Origin of the sequence: Embleya sp. NPDC020886, from assembly GCF_044333915.1 — a bacterium.
Lineage (GTDB): Bacteria > Actinomycetota > Actinomycetes > Streptomycetales > Streptomycetaceae > Embleya.
Window position 1 is genome coordinate 123,605 of the sequence record NZ_JBIRRX010000013.1, and the last position, 15,452, is coordinate 139,056.

Consider the following 15,452-nt stretch of genomic DNA (forward strand, 5'->3'; position numbering starts at 1 on the left):
GGGCGGGCGCCGGCCGGCCCGCCCGGCTCGCTCACGCGTACGGTATGCCTGCTGACGGAGCGTTCGACGATTCGAGGAGCTGTGCATGCGACACGGGGGCATGGGACGACGGTGGAGCACCTGGACGGCGGCGGGCCTGACCGCCGCCGTCGTCCTGACGGGGTGCTCGTCCGACTCCGGCGACAAGAACGACAAGGGCGGGCAGGACAAGAAGGCGGGCGGCACGGGGGCGCCGACCGGCGGCGCGGCACCCGCCGGCAAGGGCGACCGGGATCCGAAGTCGGTCTGGGCCGCGCTGCTGGCCGCGACCACCACCCAGCAGGTGGTCGAGTACCGCGGGGTGCGGACCGCGACCGGTGACACCGGCAAGGAGCAGACGGTCCGCGAGGACCTGTGGTCCTGGTACGACGCCGCCGGCAAGACCGCGTTCACCGACCGCGCGTACCAGGTCGCCGCGAACGCGCCGATCAAGCGCTCGTCGTGCGAGGCGGGCAAGGAGTGGAGCTACAACAACGCGCTCAAGCAGTGGACCGACACCAAGCGCCCGTGCGTGGTGGACATGGCCCGGGAGGGCAAGTACGTCGGTGACGGCATCCTGCCGACCGGCCTGACCGCCGAGCAGGCCAAGACGTTCGCCGCCCAACTCGAAGCCACGCCGGGCTGGTTGACCCCCTCGGCGGTGGAACCGGCGCAGCAGAAGGGCAAGTCGTACCTGCGGCTGACCGTGGACCTCAAGCCGCAGCCGAGCGGCGCCGGCTCCAGTGTCAACACCGATCTGCTGCTCAAGGCGTTCCGCGCCACCATCCCCGACTTCACCAAGGGGCCGTACCAGATCGAGAACTTCGGTCAGCAGAGCGGTTCGCCGGTGCGCGCGGTGTTCTGGATCGACCCGGCCACGCACCTGCCCGCGTACTCGGAGGTGAGCACGACCGTGGTGGACAAGGGCGCGGCGACCGGCGCGTTCCGGCAACTGCGCACGGAGTACGTCTTCGGCGGCCCCGCGCCCAAGCCGGATCACGGCACGCTGGTCCCGGCGCCCGCGCCGACCTGGCCCGAACAGGGCACCAAGCCGCCGCAGGTCTGAGCCCGCGCACCGCGAAAGGGCGGGTCCGGGGTTCCGGACCCGCCCTTCGCGTCGTCGTGTGCTCAGCGCGCGGCGAGCGCCGCGAGCGGCTCCCGGACCGGGTCGAGCACCGCGCTCAGCCACGCGGTGTGCTCGTGTGCGGCCAGCCACGCGTCCAGTTCGGCCAACGGCACGTACGCGACGTCGTCGACCTCCTCCGGGTCGAGCCCCAGATCGTCGCCGGCCAGGCCGACGAAGAGGTGGTTGAACTCCTTCTCGACCAGGCCCGAGACCTCGTCGGTGACGTCGTAGGTCACCAGGCCGGCCGATTCGAGCGTGGTGGGCTTGACGCCCAGCTCCTCGTTCAGTCTGCGCAGCACCGCGTCCCTGGGGTCCTCGCCCGGAAACGGGTGGCTGCAACACGTGTTGGACCATCGGCCCGGCGAGTGATACTTCGTCAGCGCCCGACGCTGCATCAACACCCGGCCCTCGTCGTCGAGGAGGAAGACCGAGAACGCACGGTGCAGCAGACCCGGCGGCTGATGAGCCTCCAGTTTCTCCGCGAGGCCGATCGTGTTCCCTTGGGGGTCCACCAACTCGACCATGACCCGACCGTCCGGCTGCTCCTGCGCCATGTGCTCTCCCTGCTGTTCGGCCTTGCCTGCACAGTATCCGGCGGGCGGGTCAACGGGCCCTCGATACCGCGCCGACGCCCGCTACATCGTTGTCTGTAGGCCGGAATCCCACCTGCCGACGATCCCCGGGCCGCGTCCGCGCGAGAGGCTGGTGGAGTCCGTTCGCCGGTGCTCTCGTCCCCCCGGGGCGAGCCGCCCGGCCCCGCCCCGAGGAGGTGATCACCGTGGTCGTCGCCATGATCGTGGCCTGCGAGGTGGGCTTTTGGGTGTTGATCGCCCTGGGCCTGCTGAGCCGCTATGCCCTGCGTCGCCGCCGGCTGAGCAACGTGTTCCTGTACGGCACGCCGCTGCTGGAGGTGATCCTGCTCGTGGTCGCCGTGGTGGACCTGCGCGGCGGCGCCACCGCCGGCGCGCGGCACGGGATCGCCGCGTTGTACATCGGGATCACCGTGATGTTCGGCCACCGGGCGATCCGGTGGGTGGACCAGCGGGTGGGCTACCACTTCCTCGGCGGGCCGCTGCCGTGGCGACCGCCGGCTCGGGGGATGGATCGGGTCCGGTACGAGGCGATCGAGTTCGCCCGCATGGTGGGCGCGATGGCGATCGCCGGAGCGCTGCTGGGCCTGTTGATCCTGGTCACCGGCGACGCCGAGCGCACGAAGGCGCTGACCGACTTCTTCGGCGCCCTCGGTGGGCTGACCGCGATCTCGCTGGTGATCTCGGCGGTGGGCGCGTTCGAGGCGTTCGGCAAGCCGCCCAAGCCCAAGCCCCCGCCGCGCCGGCTGCGCGATCGCGCCGCCGCCTGACGGGCCCGCGCGGCGCCCCGGCGCCCGCCCGACGGGCCGCGGCCCCGGAACACCTGGCTGGTGTTCCGGGGCCGCGGCACATACGACGGTGGGCGTTCAGCCCATCATCGCACCGGCCATGTTCGCGGCACCGGCGAGCAGGTCGCCGCCCGCCTCGGCGCAGTCGTCGCCGGGCGCGGCGTGCGGCGGCGGCGGGAGCTCCCGCGCGCAGTCGTCGGCCGGGGCGGCGTGGTGCGGCGACGCGGGGTGACCCTCGTGCCCGGAGGGCATCGGGGTGGCGTGCTCGATGTCGTCCGCGTTGATACAGGTGTTGCCGAACGTGGGGTTCAGCGCCGCGATGATGTCGACGGTGTTGCCACACACGTTGACCGGGATGTTCACCGGCACCTGGATGTTGTTGCCGGAGATGACGCCGGGCGAGTCCACGGCGGCGCCGTCCGCATCGGCCGACGCGAACGCCTGCCCCCCCATCGCAACCGAACCGCCGAGAATGGCGGCGGTGACGACCGCACCCTTGGTGAGCTTGTTCACTGGTAGTTATTCCCATCGATCGATAGACGGTGGAACCGGAGTTCCGGGCCGTCCAACGCACCTGGGCGCACACCGGTGACGGGGGGCGTGCGAACTTCCCCCGTAAGTAGCAACCCGCGCGTACGCGGACGTCGGACGGCGCTATCGACGGGGGAATCGGGGCACTGCACGCGAATGGCTCAACGAGCCGGGCACCGATTGATCACGCGCGCGCGATCGCCTCGTGGTGGTGAATCACTTCGGCGACCAGGAAGTTGAGGAACTTCTCCGCGAAGTCGGGGTCGAGTTTGGCGCTCTCCGCCAGCGCGCGCAGCCGGCGGATCTGTACCGCCTCGCGGGCCGGATCGGCCGGCGGCAGCTTGTGCTCGGCCTTGAGTACGCCGACCCGCTTGGTGCATTTGAACCGCTCGGCCAGCAAATGGATCAGCGCGGCGTCGATATTGTCGATGCTGTCCCGCAGGTCGAGCAGTTCGGCGGGCGTGCCGGGCGCCTCGCCCGCCGTTTCGTCAGTGGTTCCGTTGGCCATAACGGGTGACCCTACCCGGCGACGTCGCGCGAGCGGACGGACGGCGTTCACCGGCCCCGGACAAGGCCCGCGACGCACTCGTCACCACCGCTCTTTCGAGCAATCACGACAAATATCACCACCTGTCATCTCTCGTTCTGCCAGGTGTCACATCGCCACCTGCGGGGGACCCTTTGAGTACGGTCCGCGCCGTCGGCTGTCCCTGTCGCGGCGCACCGACCGTTCGGCGGTGCTCAAGGGGATGCGGCCGGGGCTGCAGTAGGGGGCGAACGACATGATGGAGGAAGTGCGTCTGACGCCGAGCGAGCGGCGGATGCTGGAGGAGATCGAGTACGAACTGCGCAAGGACCAGGAATTGGACCTCGCGCTGCGTACGATGCGTCCTTCCCGCAACCGCCGGCGGACCGCCACCCGCGGCCGGGTCGTTCCGGGTGCGGGCTCGATGCCGGCCTCGAAGCGGGCCCGGCGCCGGATGCGTCGGCCGACGCTCTCCGGCACCTGGCACGTGCTGCTGCTGGTGGTGCTGTTCGCGGCGGTGTTCGCGGCGCTGGCCACCACGTCCGGCGTCTACCTGGTGGTGATCGCGTTCGCGCTGATCATCATGGGCTGCACCACCACGCTGGTCTGGCTGTGCGTGAGCTTCCTGTTGCGGCGCGGCGACAAGACCTGATCGCCCACCACGATCGACCCGGCACCCGTCAGCGGGCCCGGTGGTTGCGGCTGCCGGTCGCCCGGCTGAGCCCACGCCCGCGCGCCGCGACCATCAGCGTGCCCGCCGGGGCGGCGACGCCGAGCATCAGGGCCGCGTCCAGCGCGTCCAGGCCGCCCTTGCCGATCGAGTAGAACACCAGCGCCAGCGACGCGAACATGCACATCAGCACCGCGGCGGTCATCCGCTCCGCGCGCCGTCCTCGGGTGAGCAGCCACAGGCAGCCGACCAGGCCGACGCACAGCGTGACCAGTGCGGCGATCGCGGTGGTGGTCATCGCGCCTCCTCCTCGTGCTGCCTGCGACCCCCACGGGCCCCGTCCGATCGATCTACCCGAGGTGATCGCGTCGATGCGCGATCCCACCGGAATCGAATCCTAACCGGCGGTTACCCCCCTGGGGTATATCATTCGCACATGACACTTCCCACGCCCCCGTGCGGCGGCATCGTCCGGCTGGATCTGCTCAAGCGCGTGGGCGCGGCGACCGCCCGGGTGACCCTCGTGGTCGAGCGCTGCCGCCGCGCCTGCCCCCGCCGGCCCGGGTAATCGTCGCCACTCGCGCCCGGCAACCGTTCGACGTCGATCGGCGGGCGGGCCGCGCTCGCGGTGTCAGCTCCGGTCGGGCGTGAAGAACGGCAGCACCCGTTCCTCGCCCGTCGGCCGCAGGTCCACCCGCACCCGCATGCCCGAGTGGATCTCGGTCGGTTCCACCTCGACCAGGTTGGTGAGCATGCGATAGCCCTCGTCCAGGTCCACGATCGCCACCGCGTACGGGTCGCCGGGTTCGCGCGCGGCGGGCCGACGCACCACGGTCCAGCTGTACACGCTGCCGCGCCCGGCACTGGTGGCCCACTGCAACGCACGCGACGAGCAACCCCGGCACATCTCGGTGGGGGCGAAGTTCGCCGTCTCGCACGCGCCGCAGCGCTGATAGCGCAACTCCCCCTGTTCCGGGGGCACCCGCACCGACGCGGCGGGGGTCACGGGTACACCGATCTGCGGTCCCAACACGGGTGTCACGGCCTTTCCGTTCGGTCGTACTTCGTCTCGCCCGTCGATGTTCGAAACGAGCGTTCGGCTGCATGCTCGCGCACCAAGCGCGTGGTTGCCGAATCGGTCGCACACGCGTTCCCGTCGGCGAAAACGGCACCCCCCGAGGGGAGGACGTCGACAGGACTTCTCGGCCAAGTCGGGGACAGGGCTTGCGTGATTGGCGCAGGATGGGTAGCGCAAGTGATCCGCCACGGCGCGTAATCGTTCCGCGCGGGCTCGGGGTGGGGACGCACGGCAGAGAGGTTGCGCGATGAGGGCACCACGCATGGCACCGCGCCCGGGTGACCTGGGGCGCGAGCACACACCCGAACCCGCCTCCAGGACGGAGCCCATGCCTCTCGTCGAGCGCGAATTCATCCAAGGCGAGCTCCGCGAACACCTGTTCGCGGTCCGCGACACCGGCGAGGGCCGGGTCGCGATCGTCAAGGGCGAGGCCGGCATGGGCAAGTCCGCCGTGCTGGACTGGATCAAGCGCACCGCCGTGTCCGAGGGCTTCGCCTCACTCGATGTGACCGGGTACGACCTGGAGAAGGTCCGGGTCTACGGTCTGGTGAAGCGACTGTTCAACGATTTGTACAGGCTGGACGAGCCGGGGCGGAAGGAGCGACTGGGCGAGTGGTTCGGGATCCTCGCGCCGATCTTCGGCATGGTCCCGCGCCAGCCCAAGGAGTCCCCGGACACCGAGACCGTGCGCAACGCCCTCGACGCGGTCATGCACGGCTACCTGTCGCCGGACCGCACCCCGCTGATCATCGTGGTCGACGACGCGCACTGGGCCGACCGGCCCTCGATGGAGTGGCTCGCCCGATTCGGCCTCCAGGCGCGCGAGTTCCCGGTGCTGATCGTGGTCTCGTACCGCCCCGAGGAATACAGCGACCTGCTCGCCGACTCGCTCCGGGCGTTGAACGACGTCGCGGTCACCAGGGTCGCTCGACTCACCGCGTTGAGCATCGAAGGCGCCGCGACGGTGATTCGGCACCGTTTCCCGAACCAACCGGTGGACGGGGAGTTCATCGAGGGATGCCATCGCTTCTGTGGCGGGTTGCCCCAGACCCTGCGCGAACTCCTGCGCTATATCGAGGAGAACCGGATCGAGCCGTCCTCGGCCGCGTTGCCCCGACACGGCAAGGCGATGGAGGAGCACGCGACATACGCGTATCACGAGGGGCAGTTCAAGGAGCGCTTCGCCCGACTCGGACCCGATTCCCGCCGGCTCGCCCAGATCGCCGCGATCCTGACGCCGCACCTGACCGTCGAACGGGCCTCGAAACTGTCCGGGATGAGCCCGGCGCAAATCGTCGACGCGGCGTGGGACCTGTATCGGCAGGAGATCCTCACCGACGTCACCGATTCGGGCTCGGCCTGGGGCTTCACCCACTCGCTGGTGCAACGCGCGGTCTACAGCCACTGCTTCGCCCCGAACGAGCGCTCCGCCCTGCACGCACGGGCGGCCCGGCTGTTGCGCGAGGACCAGTTCTCCGCGCAGACCGCCGCGACCCACGTGCTCCAGATCGTCGGCACCGAGGACCGCTGGGCCACGGGCATCGCGGTGGACGCCGCTCGCGAGTGTCTGGCGTCCGGTGTCCCCGAGGCGGGCGTGACCTACCTCCGGCACGCCCTGGACCACCTCGCGCCGAGCGACATGCGGGCCCGGCTGCACTACAACATCGGCCGCGCCTACTTCGTGAACAATCCCCGGGCCAGCCTCGAACCACTGCAACAGGCGCTGCGGGAGTCCGGCGAACCGGGCGTGGATCTGCTCCGCACCAACATCGTCGTCGAATTGGGCCGCTCGCTCGCGTTCAGCGGTCAACTGCCCAAGAGCATCGAACTCCTGGAACAGGAGATCGACATCACCCCACTGGCCAAGCGCCAGCGCCTGTACGCCGACCTGTTCATGTGGGCCGCCTTCTGGGAGGACGACACCGGCTTCGCGTCGCGCGCCCACAACCTGCAACGGCTGACCGTGCGGCTGAACACCGAAGGCGCCGCCACGTCCCGGACGAACTGCTCGCTGTTCGCGCTGGTCGCCTGGTACGGCGTGCTCAGCGGACGCCGGCTGCAGACCACCACCAAGTTCGCCCGGGCCGCGCTCGGGCCGGTGCGGCCGAACAACGAACGTCAGGGGTTCAGTTGGGTCGAGGACGGTTGGGGCTTCGAGATCCCGATGGTGCTGACCCTGACCTTCATCTACTGCGACCTGTTCAAGGAGGCCCAGCAACTCCTGGAGAAGGGCATGGCCGAACTCCGGGACAACGGCCGCCAGCGTGCCCATCTGTCCTACGGCCACGCCTTCCGGGCGATGTTGTACTACCGGATGGGCCGGCTCAAGGAGGCTCGCGAACAGGCCGAGATCGGTCTGGAGATGGCGGAGCAACTCGGTGAGGGCACGCCGTCGCAGTGGTACGCGGCGGGTGTGCTGATCCAGACCCTGATCGCGCTGGGCGACATCGACGAGGCCGAGAACACCTCGCGCCGGATCGGCTTCGACGATCCGGCGAAGGTCGAACAGGCCACCCGCGTACTGCCGGTCCCCGCCATCGTGCTCGCCGAACTGCGGATCGCGCAGGGCAGGCACGACGAGGTGATCCAGCCGCTGACCGAGCTCGGCGAGCGGCTGCGCGCTCGTGGCATGGACAACCCCGCGTGGTGCCCGTGGGGCCTGTTGCTCGCCGAGGCGTTGAACGCGGAGGGGCCGCGGCAGAACCGGAAGCTGGCGCTGGAAGTGGCCAAACAGGCCGTCACCCGGGCCGACACGTTCTACGCCCCCGTGGCCGCCGGTCAGGCCAAGCGGGTGGCCGGGATCATCGAGGACAACGTGAACGCACAGCAGGCGTTGTGGGACGCGGCGGTGGCCCTGGAAGGCGTCGGCGCCAACTACGAATACGCCAAGGCGCTGCTCGCCTACGGTGACCGGCTGCGCAAGGACGGCCACAAGCCGGACGCCATCGGCGAGTTGGAGCGGGCCCGGGACACCGCGATGGCCTGTGGCGCGATCCCGGTGCAGACCCGGGCCGCGGCGATGGTGGAGTCCCTGGTCGGTGCCATCGCGCTGCCGCCGGTCGATCACGGTCGTGCGGACGCGGACGACTGGGTGGACGAGTACAGCGGCGGATACAGCCCGTTCGGCATCCCGCATCAGGAGGCCCGCCCGGACACGGACGGCGATCGTTCCGAGACCTGGCCCTTCCGCGACGGCCCGACCCGCCGGCCCGAGGCGGAGTAGCCGCGATCGGTTCCGGGGCGCGGTCCCGGTACGGTAGCGGGGTGATCGACACTGCTGCTTCCTCCCCCGTTGGTGCCGTCGCCGCCGGTCTCGCGACGATCGCCGCCGACGGCACCGTCCTGGACACCTGGTACCCCGCACCCGAGCTGACCTCGGGCGACGTCGACGGCAAGGCCGAGACCGTGCGCCTGTCCGCCGACGAGGCGATCGAGGCGCTCGGCGCCGACGCCGCGGCCGGCCTGGGCACCGACCCGGTGCGCGGGGTCGAGGTCGTCGCCGTGCGTACCGTGATCGCGTCGCTGGCCGCCGGCCCGGTGGACACCCACGACGCGTACCTGCGACTGCACCTGCTCAGCCACCGCCTGGTCCGCCCGCACGGGCAGAGCCTGGAGGGGCTGTTCGGCCTGCTCCCCAACGTCGCGTGGACCAACCTGGGCGCGGTCCCGGTCGACGGCGTGGACGCCGCCCGGCTGCGGGCCCGGGCCGCGCGGGTGCCGTTCGAGGTGGCCGGTGTGGACAAGTTCCCCCGGATGACCGAGTTCGTGGTGCCCGGCGGCGTGCGGATCGCCGACACCACCCGGGTCCGCCTGGGCGCGCACCTGGCCCCCGGCACCACCGTGATGCACGAGGGCTTCTGCAACTTCAACGCGGGCACCCTGGGCGCGTCGATGGTCGAGGGCCGCATCAGCGCGGGCGTCGTGGTCGGCGACCACAGCGACATCGGCGGCGGCTCCTCGATCATGGGCACGCTCTCCGGCGGCGGCAAGGAAACCATCTCGGTCGGCGAACGCTGCCTGCTCGGCGCCAACGCCGGCATCGGCATCTCGCTCGGCGACGACTGCGTGGTCGAAGCCGGCTGCTACATCACCGCCGGCACCCGGGTCACCACCCCCGACGGCAAGGTGGTCAAGGCCGCCGAACTCTCCGGCCGCGACGGCCTCCTGTTCCGCCGCAACTCGGTCACCGGCACGATCGAGGCCATCGCCCGCACCAAGTCCTGGGGCGCCCTCAACGAGGAACTCCACAAGAACGACTGACCCCGCCCGGGGCCGCCCCACCTCCCGGGCGGCCCCACCGGGCCCACGCACTGCGCCGGCCCCGGCACACCCACGCGTGCGGCCTTGCGACCTCGGCGAGCGATGCGCGCGGATCGGCCCTCACTCCTCGATCAGATCCCCCGCCTTCGCCCCCGTGGCCACGGCCCGAATGACCTTCCCCGTCGGCGTCCGCGGCAGCGGCTCGGTGCGCAGCTCCCAGTGCGCGGGCACCTTGAAGTGGGCCAGCCGTTCCGCGACATAGGCGCCGAGCGACTCGGCGGTGAGCCCCGCTCCCGCCGCCGGCACCACGATCGCCTTGACCTCCTCGCCCCACTCCGGATGGGGTACGCCGACCACCACCGACTCGGCCACCTCGGGGTGCGCGTCCAGGCAGTGTTCGATCTCGGCCGGGTAGACGTTCTCGCCGCCGCGCAGGATCAGGTCGCTGCGCCGGGTGGCCAGGTAGAACCGACCGCCTCGGGTGTATCCCAGGTCGCCGGTACGCAGCCGGCGATCCGCGGTGAGCGCCTTCGCGGTGGCCTCGTCGTTGCGCCAGTAGCCACGCATCACCAGCGGACTGCGGATCCACAACTCGCCCTCGACGCCCTCGGGCGCCTCGGTGCCGTCCTCGTGATGGACCGTCACCTCCACCGTCGGGACCGCCGCGCCGATCGCGCCCGGCTCGTCCTCCAGTTGCGCGGCACCGGCCGTGGTGGCCACGCCGCCCGACTCGGTCAGGCCGTACCCGACGCCGAGTGCGCCCTTCGCGTTCGGGAACACCTCCTGGAGCCGGCGCACCAGTTCGGGCGAGAAGGCCGCGCTGCCACCGCCCAGTCGGGTGATCGAGGACAGATCCCGGTTCGGCGTGTCCGGGTGGTTGGCGACCCGCCAGCCCAGCGTGGGCACCAACGCCCAGGAGGTGCAACGCTCGCGCTCGATCAGTTCGAGCAACCGCGGCACCTCGAACCGGCCGCTGTACAGGACCATGGTCTGACCGCCGGCCAGCGCGGCCACCGCGCCCGCGAGCAGGCCCGAGACGTGGAAGAACGGGCTGTTCACCAGCCAGCGTCCGGGCGGCGCCTGGGCGAGCTTCTCGGCGGGTACGTGTGCGGTCGCCCGGGCGCCGAGCAGCGCCTGGAGGTTCTGCATCGCGACCACGTTGCGGTGGGTGAGCACGGCGCCCTTGGGCCGGCCGGTGGTGCCGGAGGTGTACAGGATCAGCACCGGGTCGTCCTCGTCGGCGGCGCCCGGCGGCAGTTCGGCGTCGGGCGCGTGGGCCGCCAGGGCGGCGCAGTCGGCCTCGATCTCCAGTACGGGCACACCCAGGCTGCGCGCCGCCGCCGAGGCCCCACCGAGCCGCTCCAGCCGGCGCCGGTCGGCGACCACCAGCTTGGGCGCGCAGTCCTGTACGCCGTAACGGAGCTCGTCGGCGGCCCACCATCCGTTCATTCCGACGGTGATCGCGCCCAGCGCGGCGGTGGCCTGAAATACCGTCAGCCACTCGGGCCGGTTGGCCGCCAGGATCGCGACCCGGTCCCCCGGGCCGATGCCGTGGCGCTCACGCAGCGCGAGTGCGGTCGAGGCGACGTCGCGCACGTGTTCGGCGAAGGTGATCCGGCGGTCCTCGTACACGAGGTATTCACGGTCGCCGAACCGACGGGCCCGTTCGACGAACGCGCTGATCGAACGGGGCCGGTCGGCCAGGACCAGCGACGGGACGCCGAGGACGTCCTCTTCCACGAGGGCGAACGGCCCGTCGGGGGCGGTCAGGGCTCGGAGGGTGGGGTCGGCGGGTGCGGCGGAGGTGGGAGCCATGGCCGGACCTTAGAACTGCTTGATCGAGTCATTCAAGTATGAGGGGGTGTGATCTGACACGTGTTCAGGTCCGACCCGAGCCCCGACCACCACCGGCCGAAGTCGTGGGCACAACGAACCCGCACGGCCCGAGGCGCCGGTGGCGTGGCGGTGTCGGTCGTGTCGCGGGTGGGCGCGGTGGTGCCGGTACCCGGTATGGGTAGGCTGTCGGTTCCGAGTCGACGGGTGGGGGTGGCGCGGTGGAGGTGGGTGGGGGCGGCGGGCCGCTCCGGGTCCGGCTCGCCGGGTCGTTCGGGCGGTTGTTGTTCTTGTTGTTGCTTCTGGTCGGCACCGTCGGGATGCACACCGTCGGGCATCCGCAATCGTCCGCGCCGGCTGCGATGGCCGGGCAGGGCGGGGCGACCGTCGGCGACGGGATGGGCGGACACGGGGACGCGGTCGGGTCCGGCTCCGAGCACGGTGGGGGTGCCGGGCACGGGGAGGGCTCCGGGTCCGGGTCCGGGTTGATCTGTGTCGCGGTGTTGTTCGGGGGGCTGGCGCTCGGGCTGGTCCGGCTGGTCCGGGGGCGGACGCGAAGGCTTGGCCCGGGGGCTTGGCGGGCGGTTGTCCGTGGGTTGTGGGGGCTGTTGCGGGCCGTGTCGGCGCCGCTTCGACCGCCGGATCCGGTGCGGCTTTCGGTGCTGCGTAGATAGGGCGATCCCGGTTGCGGGCCACGGCCCGTGACGCCACGTCAGCCCTGCCGGCCCGCGCGCTCCGGCGCCGGCCGGATCGTAGTCACGACCGGGAGACGAACCCCATGCAGTCGCACTTCCACGGGCGCCTTCGGCGCGCCCGCATCCTGGCCGCGCTCGCTCTCGCGGGCACGCTCGTGCTCGCCGCGTGCGGTGCGGACGAGGACGAGAACGAGGACCGAGGCAAGAAGGGCGGCGGCACGGCGCCGACCGCTGCGGCCACGGCGCCGGCCTCGCCCGGCACCGGCGCGGCGGTGTTCGCCGACGCCGATGTGATGTTCGCGCAGATGATGATCCCGCACCACGAACAGGCCGTGGAGATGGCCCGGCAGGCGCCGGCCAAGGCGGCCGACCCGGAGGTCAAGCGGCTGGCGGCGGCGATCGAGGCGGCGCAGGCGCCGGAGATCGCGTTGCTCAAGGGCTGGTTGACCGCGTGGGGCAAGCCGCTCGCGGCGCCGATGGGTCACGACATGAGCGGGATGATGTCGGCCGCCGAGATGGAGGCGTTCGGCAAGTCGTCGGGGGCCGACTTCGATCGGCGGTTCCTGGAGCTGATGATCGTGCACCACGAGGGCGCGATCAAGATGGCCGAGGACGAACTCGCCAAGGGCACCAACCCGGACGCGCGCGGGCTGGCCGAGGCGATCCGGGCCACCCAGGCCGACGAGGTGACCTTGATGAAGCGTCTGCTCGGCGGCCGGGGCGGCAGCGCCGCGCCGACCACCGGCGCCCCCGCGCACCACTGATGCGGTCGGCCCCGCCCGGAGACCGGGCGGGGCCGACCGGGCGTGGCGTGGGCGTCAGTTGCGCGCCGCCATCATCGGCAGCAGGGCGTTGTCGACCAGGGATTCGATCTCGGCCCGGGACATCGGCACACCGGTGAGGGTGAAGCGCTGGCACAGGACCGAGGGGCCGGTGAGCACACATTCGGGGGCGAGCGCGCCGGTGCGGGCCTCGCCCCGGGCGATCGCGTCGCCGATCAGTTCGGTGAGGAGGCGTTGCCACGGGCCGATCACCCGCTGCTCCCACATCTCGCCGAGCTCGTGGTGTCGGCACATCTCGCCACTGAGCACCCGCATCCCCAGCCCGAGTGCGCCGTGCATGCCCTGCGCGACGGTCTCCAGGTAGACGATCAGGTCGGCGCGCAACTCGCCGGGCAGCGTCAACGATCGCGGGTCGGGCAGAGCGGCGGAGAGCGCGTCGGCGACCATGCTCATCTTGTCCGGCCAGCGGCGATACAGCGCCGACTTGCCGGTCTCGGCTCGGGTCGCCACCCCTTCGAAGGTCACCGCGCCGTAGCCGCGCTCGCCGAGTTCGGCGAGCACCGCCTCGGTGATCGCTCGCTCCAGCGTGACGCCGCGCTTCCGGGGCCGTTGTCGGTAGTCGGTGACCAGCAGGGCTGTCTCGACTCGACCCGCGCGTACTCCTGTGCTCACTCTCGCCTCCGCGGCCATGGTACAGAAAACGTTTGCGTTCTCTACGGGAAAAGCCCTAGGTTCGCGTAGAGAACGCTCACGTCCACTAGTAATGCGAGGCAATCCATGACGACGGCACCTTCCGAGGTCGCCGGCTCGACCGGATCCCCAGCCGCCGAAGCGCCCCACGCGCGTCGCGGATTGGCCCTGGCCCTGCTCGCAGGGGCTCAGTTGATGATCGTGCTCGACGCGACCATCGTGAACATCGCACTGCCCGACATGGGCAAGGCGCTCCACATCAGCGAAACATCGCTCTCGTGGGTGATGAACGCCTACATGCTGACCTTCGGCGGCCTGTTGCTGCTCGGCGGTCGGCTCGGTGACCTCTTCGGCCGACGCCGCCTGCTGGCGCTCGGCCTGATCGTGTTCACCGCCGCGAGCCTGCTCGGCGGGTTCGCCACCAGCGAGGCGCTGTTGCTGGCCGCGCGAGCCCTGCAGGGCGTCGGTGGTGCGATGGTGGCCCCCGCGGTCCTGTCGTTGGTGACCACCACCTTCGAGGAAGGCCCGGAACGCAACAAGGCGTTCGGGGTCTACGCGGCGGTGTCGGGCATGGGTTCGGCGGTCGGCCTGCTCATGGGTGGCCTGCTCGTGGAGTACCTGTCCTGGCGTTGGGTGATGTTCGTCAACGTGCCGATCGGCATCGCGCTCGTGATGGCGCTGCCGCTGGCGATACCCGACGACGCCAAGACCGGCGAGAAGGCAATCTGGCGTGGCCGGTTGGACATCCCCGGCGCGCTGACCTCCACGCTCGGTGTGACCGCGCTGGTCTACGGCGTCATCCGCGCGGCGGAGAAGAGTTGGACCGACGGGCTGACGGTGGGTTCGCTGATCGTGTCGGCGGCGCTGCTCGCGGCCTTCATCGCGATCGAGCTGCGGGTGGAACGGCCGCTGATGCCGATGCGGTTGTTCCGCAACCGCAATCGCTCGGCCAGCTACGTGGTGATGGCGCTCGCCGCCGGCGGCATGATGGGCGCGTTCTTCTTCATCACGCTCTACATGCAGATCGTCGCGGGCTACTCGCCGATCAAGGCCGGCCTGGCCTATCTCCCGCTGTGCGCGGGCGTGATGATCTCGGCCCAGTTCACCAGCGTGATGTTGCCCAAGATCGGGCCGCGGGTGCTGCTGACGGCGGGGCCGGTGCTGGCCGGTCTGGGCCTGTTCTACCTGTCCCTGCTCAAGGTCGACTCGAACTACGTCGTGGGCCTGCTGCCCGCGATGCTGGTCTTCGGTCTGGGCATGGGCCTGATCTTCGTCGCGATCATGGCCACCGCGGTGGCCGGGATCGCCCCGGAGGACGCGGGTATCGGCTCGGCGATGCTCAACGTCACCCAGCAGGTGGGCGGAGCGGTGGCGATCGCGGTGCTGACCACGATCTACACGAACGCTCGGGACGACGAGTTCGAGCACCAGTTCGCCAAGCTCGGCGAGAAGGCGATCGGCAGCGAGGCGGTGCGCAACCTGGCCCTCACCGAGGGCTATACGGCCGGCTTCCTGACCGCTTCGATCCTGCTCGGCATCGCCGCCGTGATCGCCGTGGTGGTGCTCCGGGTCGACAAGTCCGAGCTGTCCAAGGACGCCCCCGCCGGTCTGCACTAGTGCCGTACCAGGCCGACTTGCAGACATACTGACAAACCGTCAGTACCGCGACACCCGGGCCCGGTTCACATCGAACCGAGCCCGGGTGTTCGCGTCCGTGGCCGTGTCGTGTCCGATTCGAACCGATCAGGGCTGGAATTCCCGCTTCCGCGGCCACTCTTCGTGATCGGCGTCTGGGGGAATCCCCAGTGTTTCGGTCGAAGCGGGACGCGGCGTGGGCGGCAGACCGGGCAGGCGGGTACCCTGCG

At 70.9% G+C, this 15,452-nt stretch carries 15 protein-coding genes; 8 read left to right on the forward strand and 7 right to left on the reverse strand.

Annotated elements, in window-relative coordinates; all coding sequences use genetic code 11:
* Positions 1-85: 85 nt before the first annotated feature.
* On the forward strand, positions 86-1,084 hold the full coding sequence (locus tag ACH4U8_RS34975; RefSeq protein WP_395782429.1) for a hypothetical protein: 999 nt from the start codon (positions 86-88) through the stop codon (positions 1,082-1,084).
* Between the two features lie 62 nt (positions 1,085-1,146).
* On the opposite strand, the gene idi is transcribed toward ACH4U8_RS34975, so the two are convergent.
* Positions 1,147-1,698, reverse strand: a complete 552-nt coding sequence (gene idi / locus ACH4U8_RS34980) for an isopentenyl-diphosphate Delta-isomerase (RefSeq protein ID WP_360309397.1) — start codon at positions 1,696-1,698, stop codon at positions 1,147-1,149.
* Positions 1,699-1,922: 224 nt separating this feature from the next.
* Here idi and ACH4U8_RS34985 point away from each other — a divergent pair, with 224 nt between their 5' ends.
* Complete coding sequence (locus ACH4U8_RS34985) at positions 1,923-2,504, forward strand: hypothetical protein (RefSeq protein ID WP_395782430.1); 582 nt, start codon at positions 1,923-1,925, stop codon at positions 2,502-2,504.
* A 96-nt stretch (positions 2,505-2,600) separates the two neighbouring features.
* Here the strand turns inward: ACH4U8_RS34985 and ACH4U8_RS34990 are convergent, their stop codons facing one another.
* Positions 2,601-3,035, reverse strand: coding sequence for a chaplin (locus tag ACH4U8_RS34990; protein WP_395782431.1), 435 nt, complete (start codon positions 3,033-3,035; stop codon positions 2,601-2,603).
* 202 nt (positions 3,036-3,237) lie between these two features.
* Positions 3,238-3,561, reverse strand: coding sequence for a chorismate mutase (locus ACH4U8_RS34995; RefSeq protein ID WP_360309391.1), 324 nt, complete (start codon positions 3,559-3,561; stop codon positions 3,238-3,240).
* Between the two features lie 274 nt (positions 3,562-3,835).
* Between ACH4U8_RS34995 and ACH4U8_RS35000 the strand changes: the two genes are divergently transcribed.
* Positions 3,836-4,231 carry a hypothetical protein gene (locus ACH4U8_RS35000; protein WP_360309389.1) on the forward strand — a complete coding sequence of 132 codons (396 nt, stop codon included), beginning with the start codon at positions 3,836-3,838 and terminating at the stop codon, positions 4,229-4,231.
* A 28-nt stretch (positions 4,232-4,259) separates the two neighbouring features.
* On the opposite strand, the gene ACH4U8_RS35005 is transcribed toward ACH4U8_RS35000, so the two are convergent.
* A complete protein-coding gene (locus ACH4U8_RS35005) occupies positions 4,260-4,547 on the reverse strand; it encodes a hypothetical protein (RefSeq protein WP_360309387.1) in 288 nt (95 codons plus the stop codon).
* Between the two features lie 138 nt (positions 4,548-4,685).
* Between ACH4U8_RS35005 and ACH4U8_RS35010 the strand changes: the two genes are divergently transcribed.
* Positions 4,686-4,817 carry a hypothetical protein gene (locus tag ACH4U8_RS35010; RefSeq protein WP_360309385.1) on the forward strand — a complete coding sequence of 44 codons (132 nt, stop codon included), beginning with the start codon at positions 4,686-4,688 and terminating at the stop codon, positions 4,815-4,817.
* 63 nt (positions 4,818-4,880) lie between these two features.
* Here the strand turns inward: ACH4U8_RS35010 and ACH4U8_RS35015 are convergent, their stop codons facing one another.
* Entirely contained in the window at positions 4,881-5,291 is a 411-nt protein-coding gene (locus ACH4U8_RS35015; protein WP_360309383.1) for an OB-fold domain-containing protein, read from the reverse strand.
* A 364-nt stretch (positions 5,292-5,655) separates the two neighbouring features.
* Between ACH4U8_RS35015 and ACH4U8_RS35020 the strand changes: the two genes are divergently transcribed.
* Together ACH4U8_RS35020 and dapD are read left to right on the forward strand one after the other, a co-directional pair.
* On the forward strand, positions 5,656-8,550 hold the full coding sequence (locus tag ACH4U8_RS35020) for an ATP-binding protein (protein WP_395782432.1): 2,895 nt from the start codon (positions 5,656-5,658) through the stop codon (positions 8,548-8,550).
* 41 nt (positions 8,551-8,591) lie between these two features.
* A complete protein-coding gene (dapD, locus tag ACH4U8_RS35025) occupies positions 8,592-9,587 on the forward strand; it encodes a 2,3,4,5-tetrahydropyridine-2,6-dicarboxylate N-succinyltransferase (RefSeq protein ID WP_379991937.1) in 996 nt (331 codons plus the stop codon).
* Between the two features lie 120 nt (positions 9,588-9,707).
* Here dapD and ACH4U8_RS35030 read toward each other — a convergent pair whose 3' ends face one another.
* On the reverse strand, positions 9,708-11,402 hold the full coding sequence (locus tag ACH4U8_RS35030; RefSeq protein WP_395782433.1) for a class I adenylate-forming enzyme family protein: 1,695 nt from the start codon (positions 11,400-11,402) through the stop codon (positions 9,708-9,710).
* A gap of 796 nt (positions 11,403-12,198) precedes the next feature.
* On the opposite strand from ACH4U8_RS35030, the gene ACH4U8_RS35035 reads away from it, so the two are divergent.
* Positions 12,199-12,879 (forward strand): DUF305 domain-containing protein, encoded by a 681-nt coding sequence (locus ACH4U8_RS35035; protein WP_360309376.1) that lies wholly within the window; start codon positions 12,199-12,201, stop codon positions 12,877-12,879.
* Positions 12,880-12,933: 54 nt separating this feature from the next.
* Here ACH4U8_RS35035 and ACH4U8_RS35040 read toward each other — a convergent pair whose 3' ends face one another.
* Complete coding sequence (locus tag ACH4U8_RS35040) at positions 12,934-13,569, reverse strand: TetR/AcrR family transcriptional regulator (protein WP_360309375.1); 636 nt, start codon at positions 13,567-13,569, stop codon at positions 12,934-12,936.
* 105 nt (positions 13,570-13,674) lie between these two features.
* Between ACH4U8_RS35040 and ACH4U8_RS35045 the strand changes: the two genes are divergently transcribed.
* Positions 13,675-15,204 carry an MFS transporter gene (locus ACH4U8_RS35045; protein ID WP_360309373.1) on the forward strand — a complete coding sequence of 510 codons (1,530 nt, stop codon included), beginning with the start codon at positions 13,675-13,677 and terminating at the stop codon, positions 15,202-15,204.
* The last annotated feature ends 248 nt before the right edge of the window (positions 15,205-15,452 follow it).

Bases quoted from the DNA above. Each gene is read 5' to 3' on its own strand.
- ACH4U8_RS35010 (WP_360309385.1), top strand. From the start codon at position 4,686: ATGACACTTCCCACGCCCCCGTGCGGCGGCATCGTCCGGCTGGATCTG.
- ACH4U8_RS35045 (WP_360309373.1), top strand. From the start codon at position 13,675: ATGACGACGGCACCTTCCGAGGTCGCCGGCTCGACCGGATCCCCAGCC.
- ACH4U8_RS35000 (WP_360309389.1), top strand. From the start codon at position 3,836: ATGATGGAGGAAGTGCGTCTGACGCCGAGCGAGCGGCGGATGCTGGAG.
- ACH4U8_RS35005 (WP_360309387.1), bottom strand. From the start codon at position 4,547: ATGACCACCACCGCGATCGCCGCACTGGTCACGCTGTGCGTCGGCCTG.
- ACH4U8_RS35030 (WP_395782433.1), bottom strand. From the start codon at position 11,402: ATGGCTCCCACCTCCGCCGCACCCGCCGACCCCACCCTCCGAGCCCTG.
- idi (WP_360309397.1), bottom strand. From the start codon at position 1,698: ATGGCGCAGGAGCAGCCGGACGGTCGGGTCATGGTCGAGTTGGTGGAC.
- ACH4U8_RS35020 (WP_395782432.1), top strand. From the start codon at position 5,656: ATGCCTCTCGTCGAGCGCGAATTCATCCAAGGCGAGCTCCGCGAACAC.
- ACH4U8_RS35035 (WP_360309376.1), top strand. From the start codon at position 12,199: ATGCAGTCGCACTTCCACGGGCGCCTTCGGCGCGCCCGCATCCTGGCC.
- ACH4U8_RS34975 (WP_395782429.1), top strand. From the start codon at position 86: ATGCGACACGGGGGCATGGGACGACGGTGGAGCACCTGGACGGCGGCG.
- ACH4U8_RS34995 (WP_360309391.1), bottom strand. From the start codon at position 3,561: ATGGCCAACGGAACCACTGACGAAACGGCGGGCGAGGCGCCCGGCACG.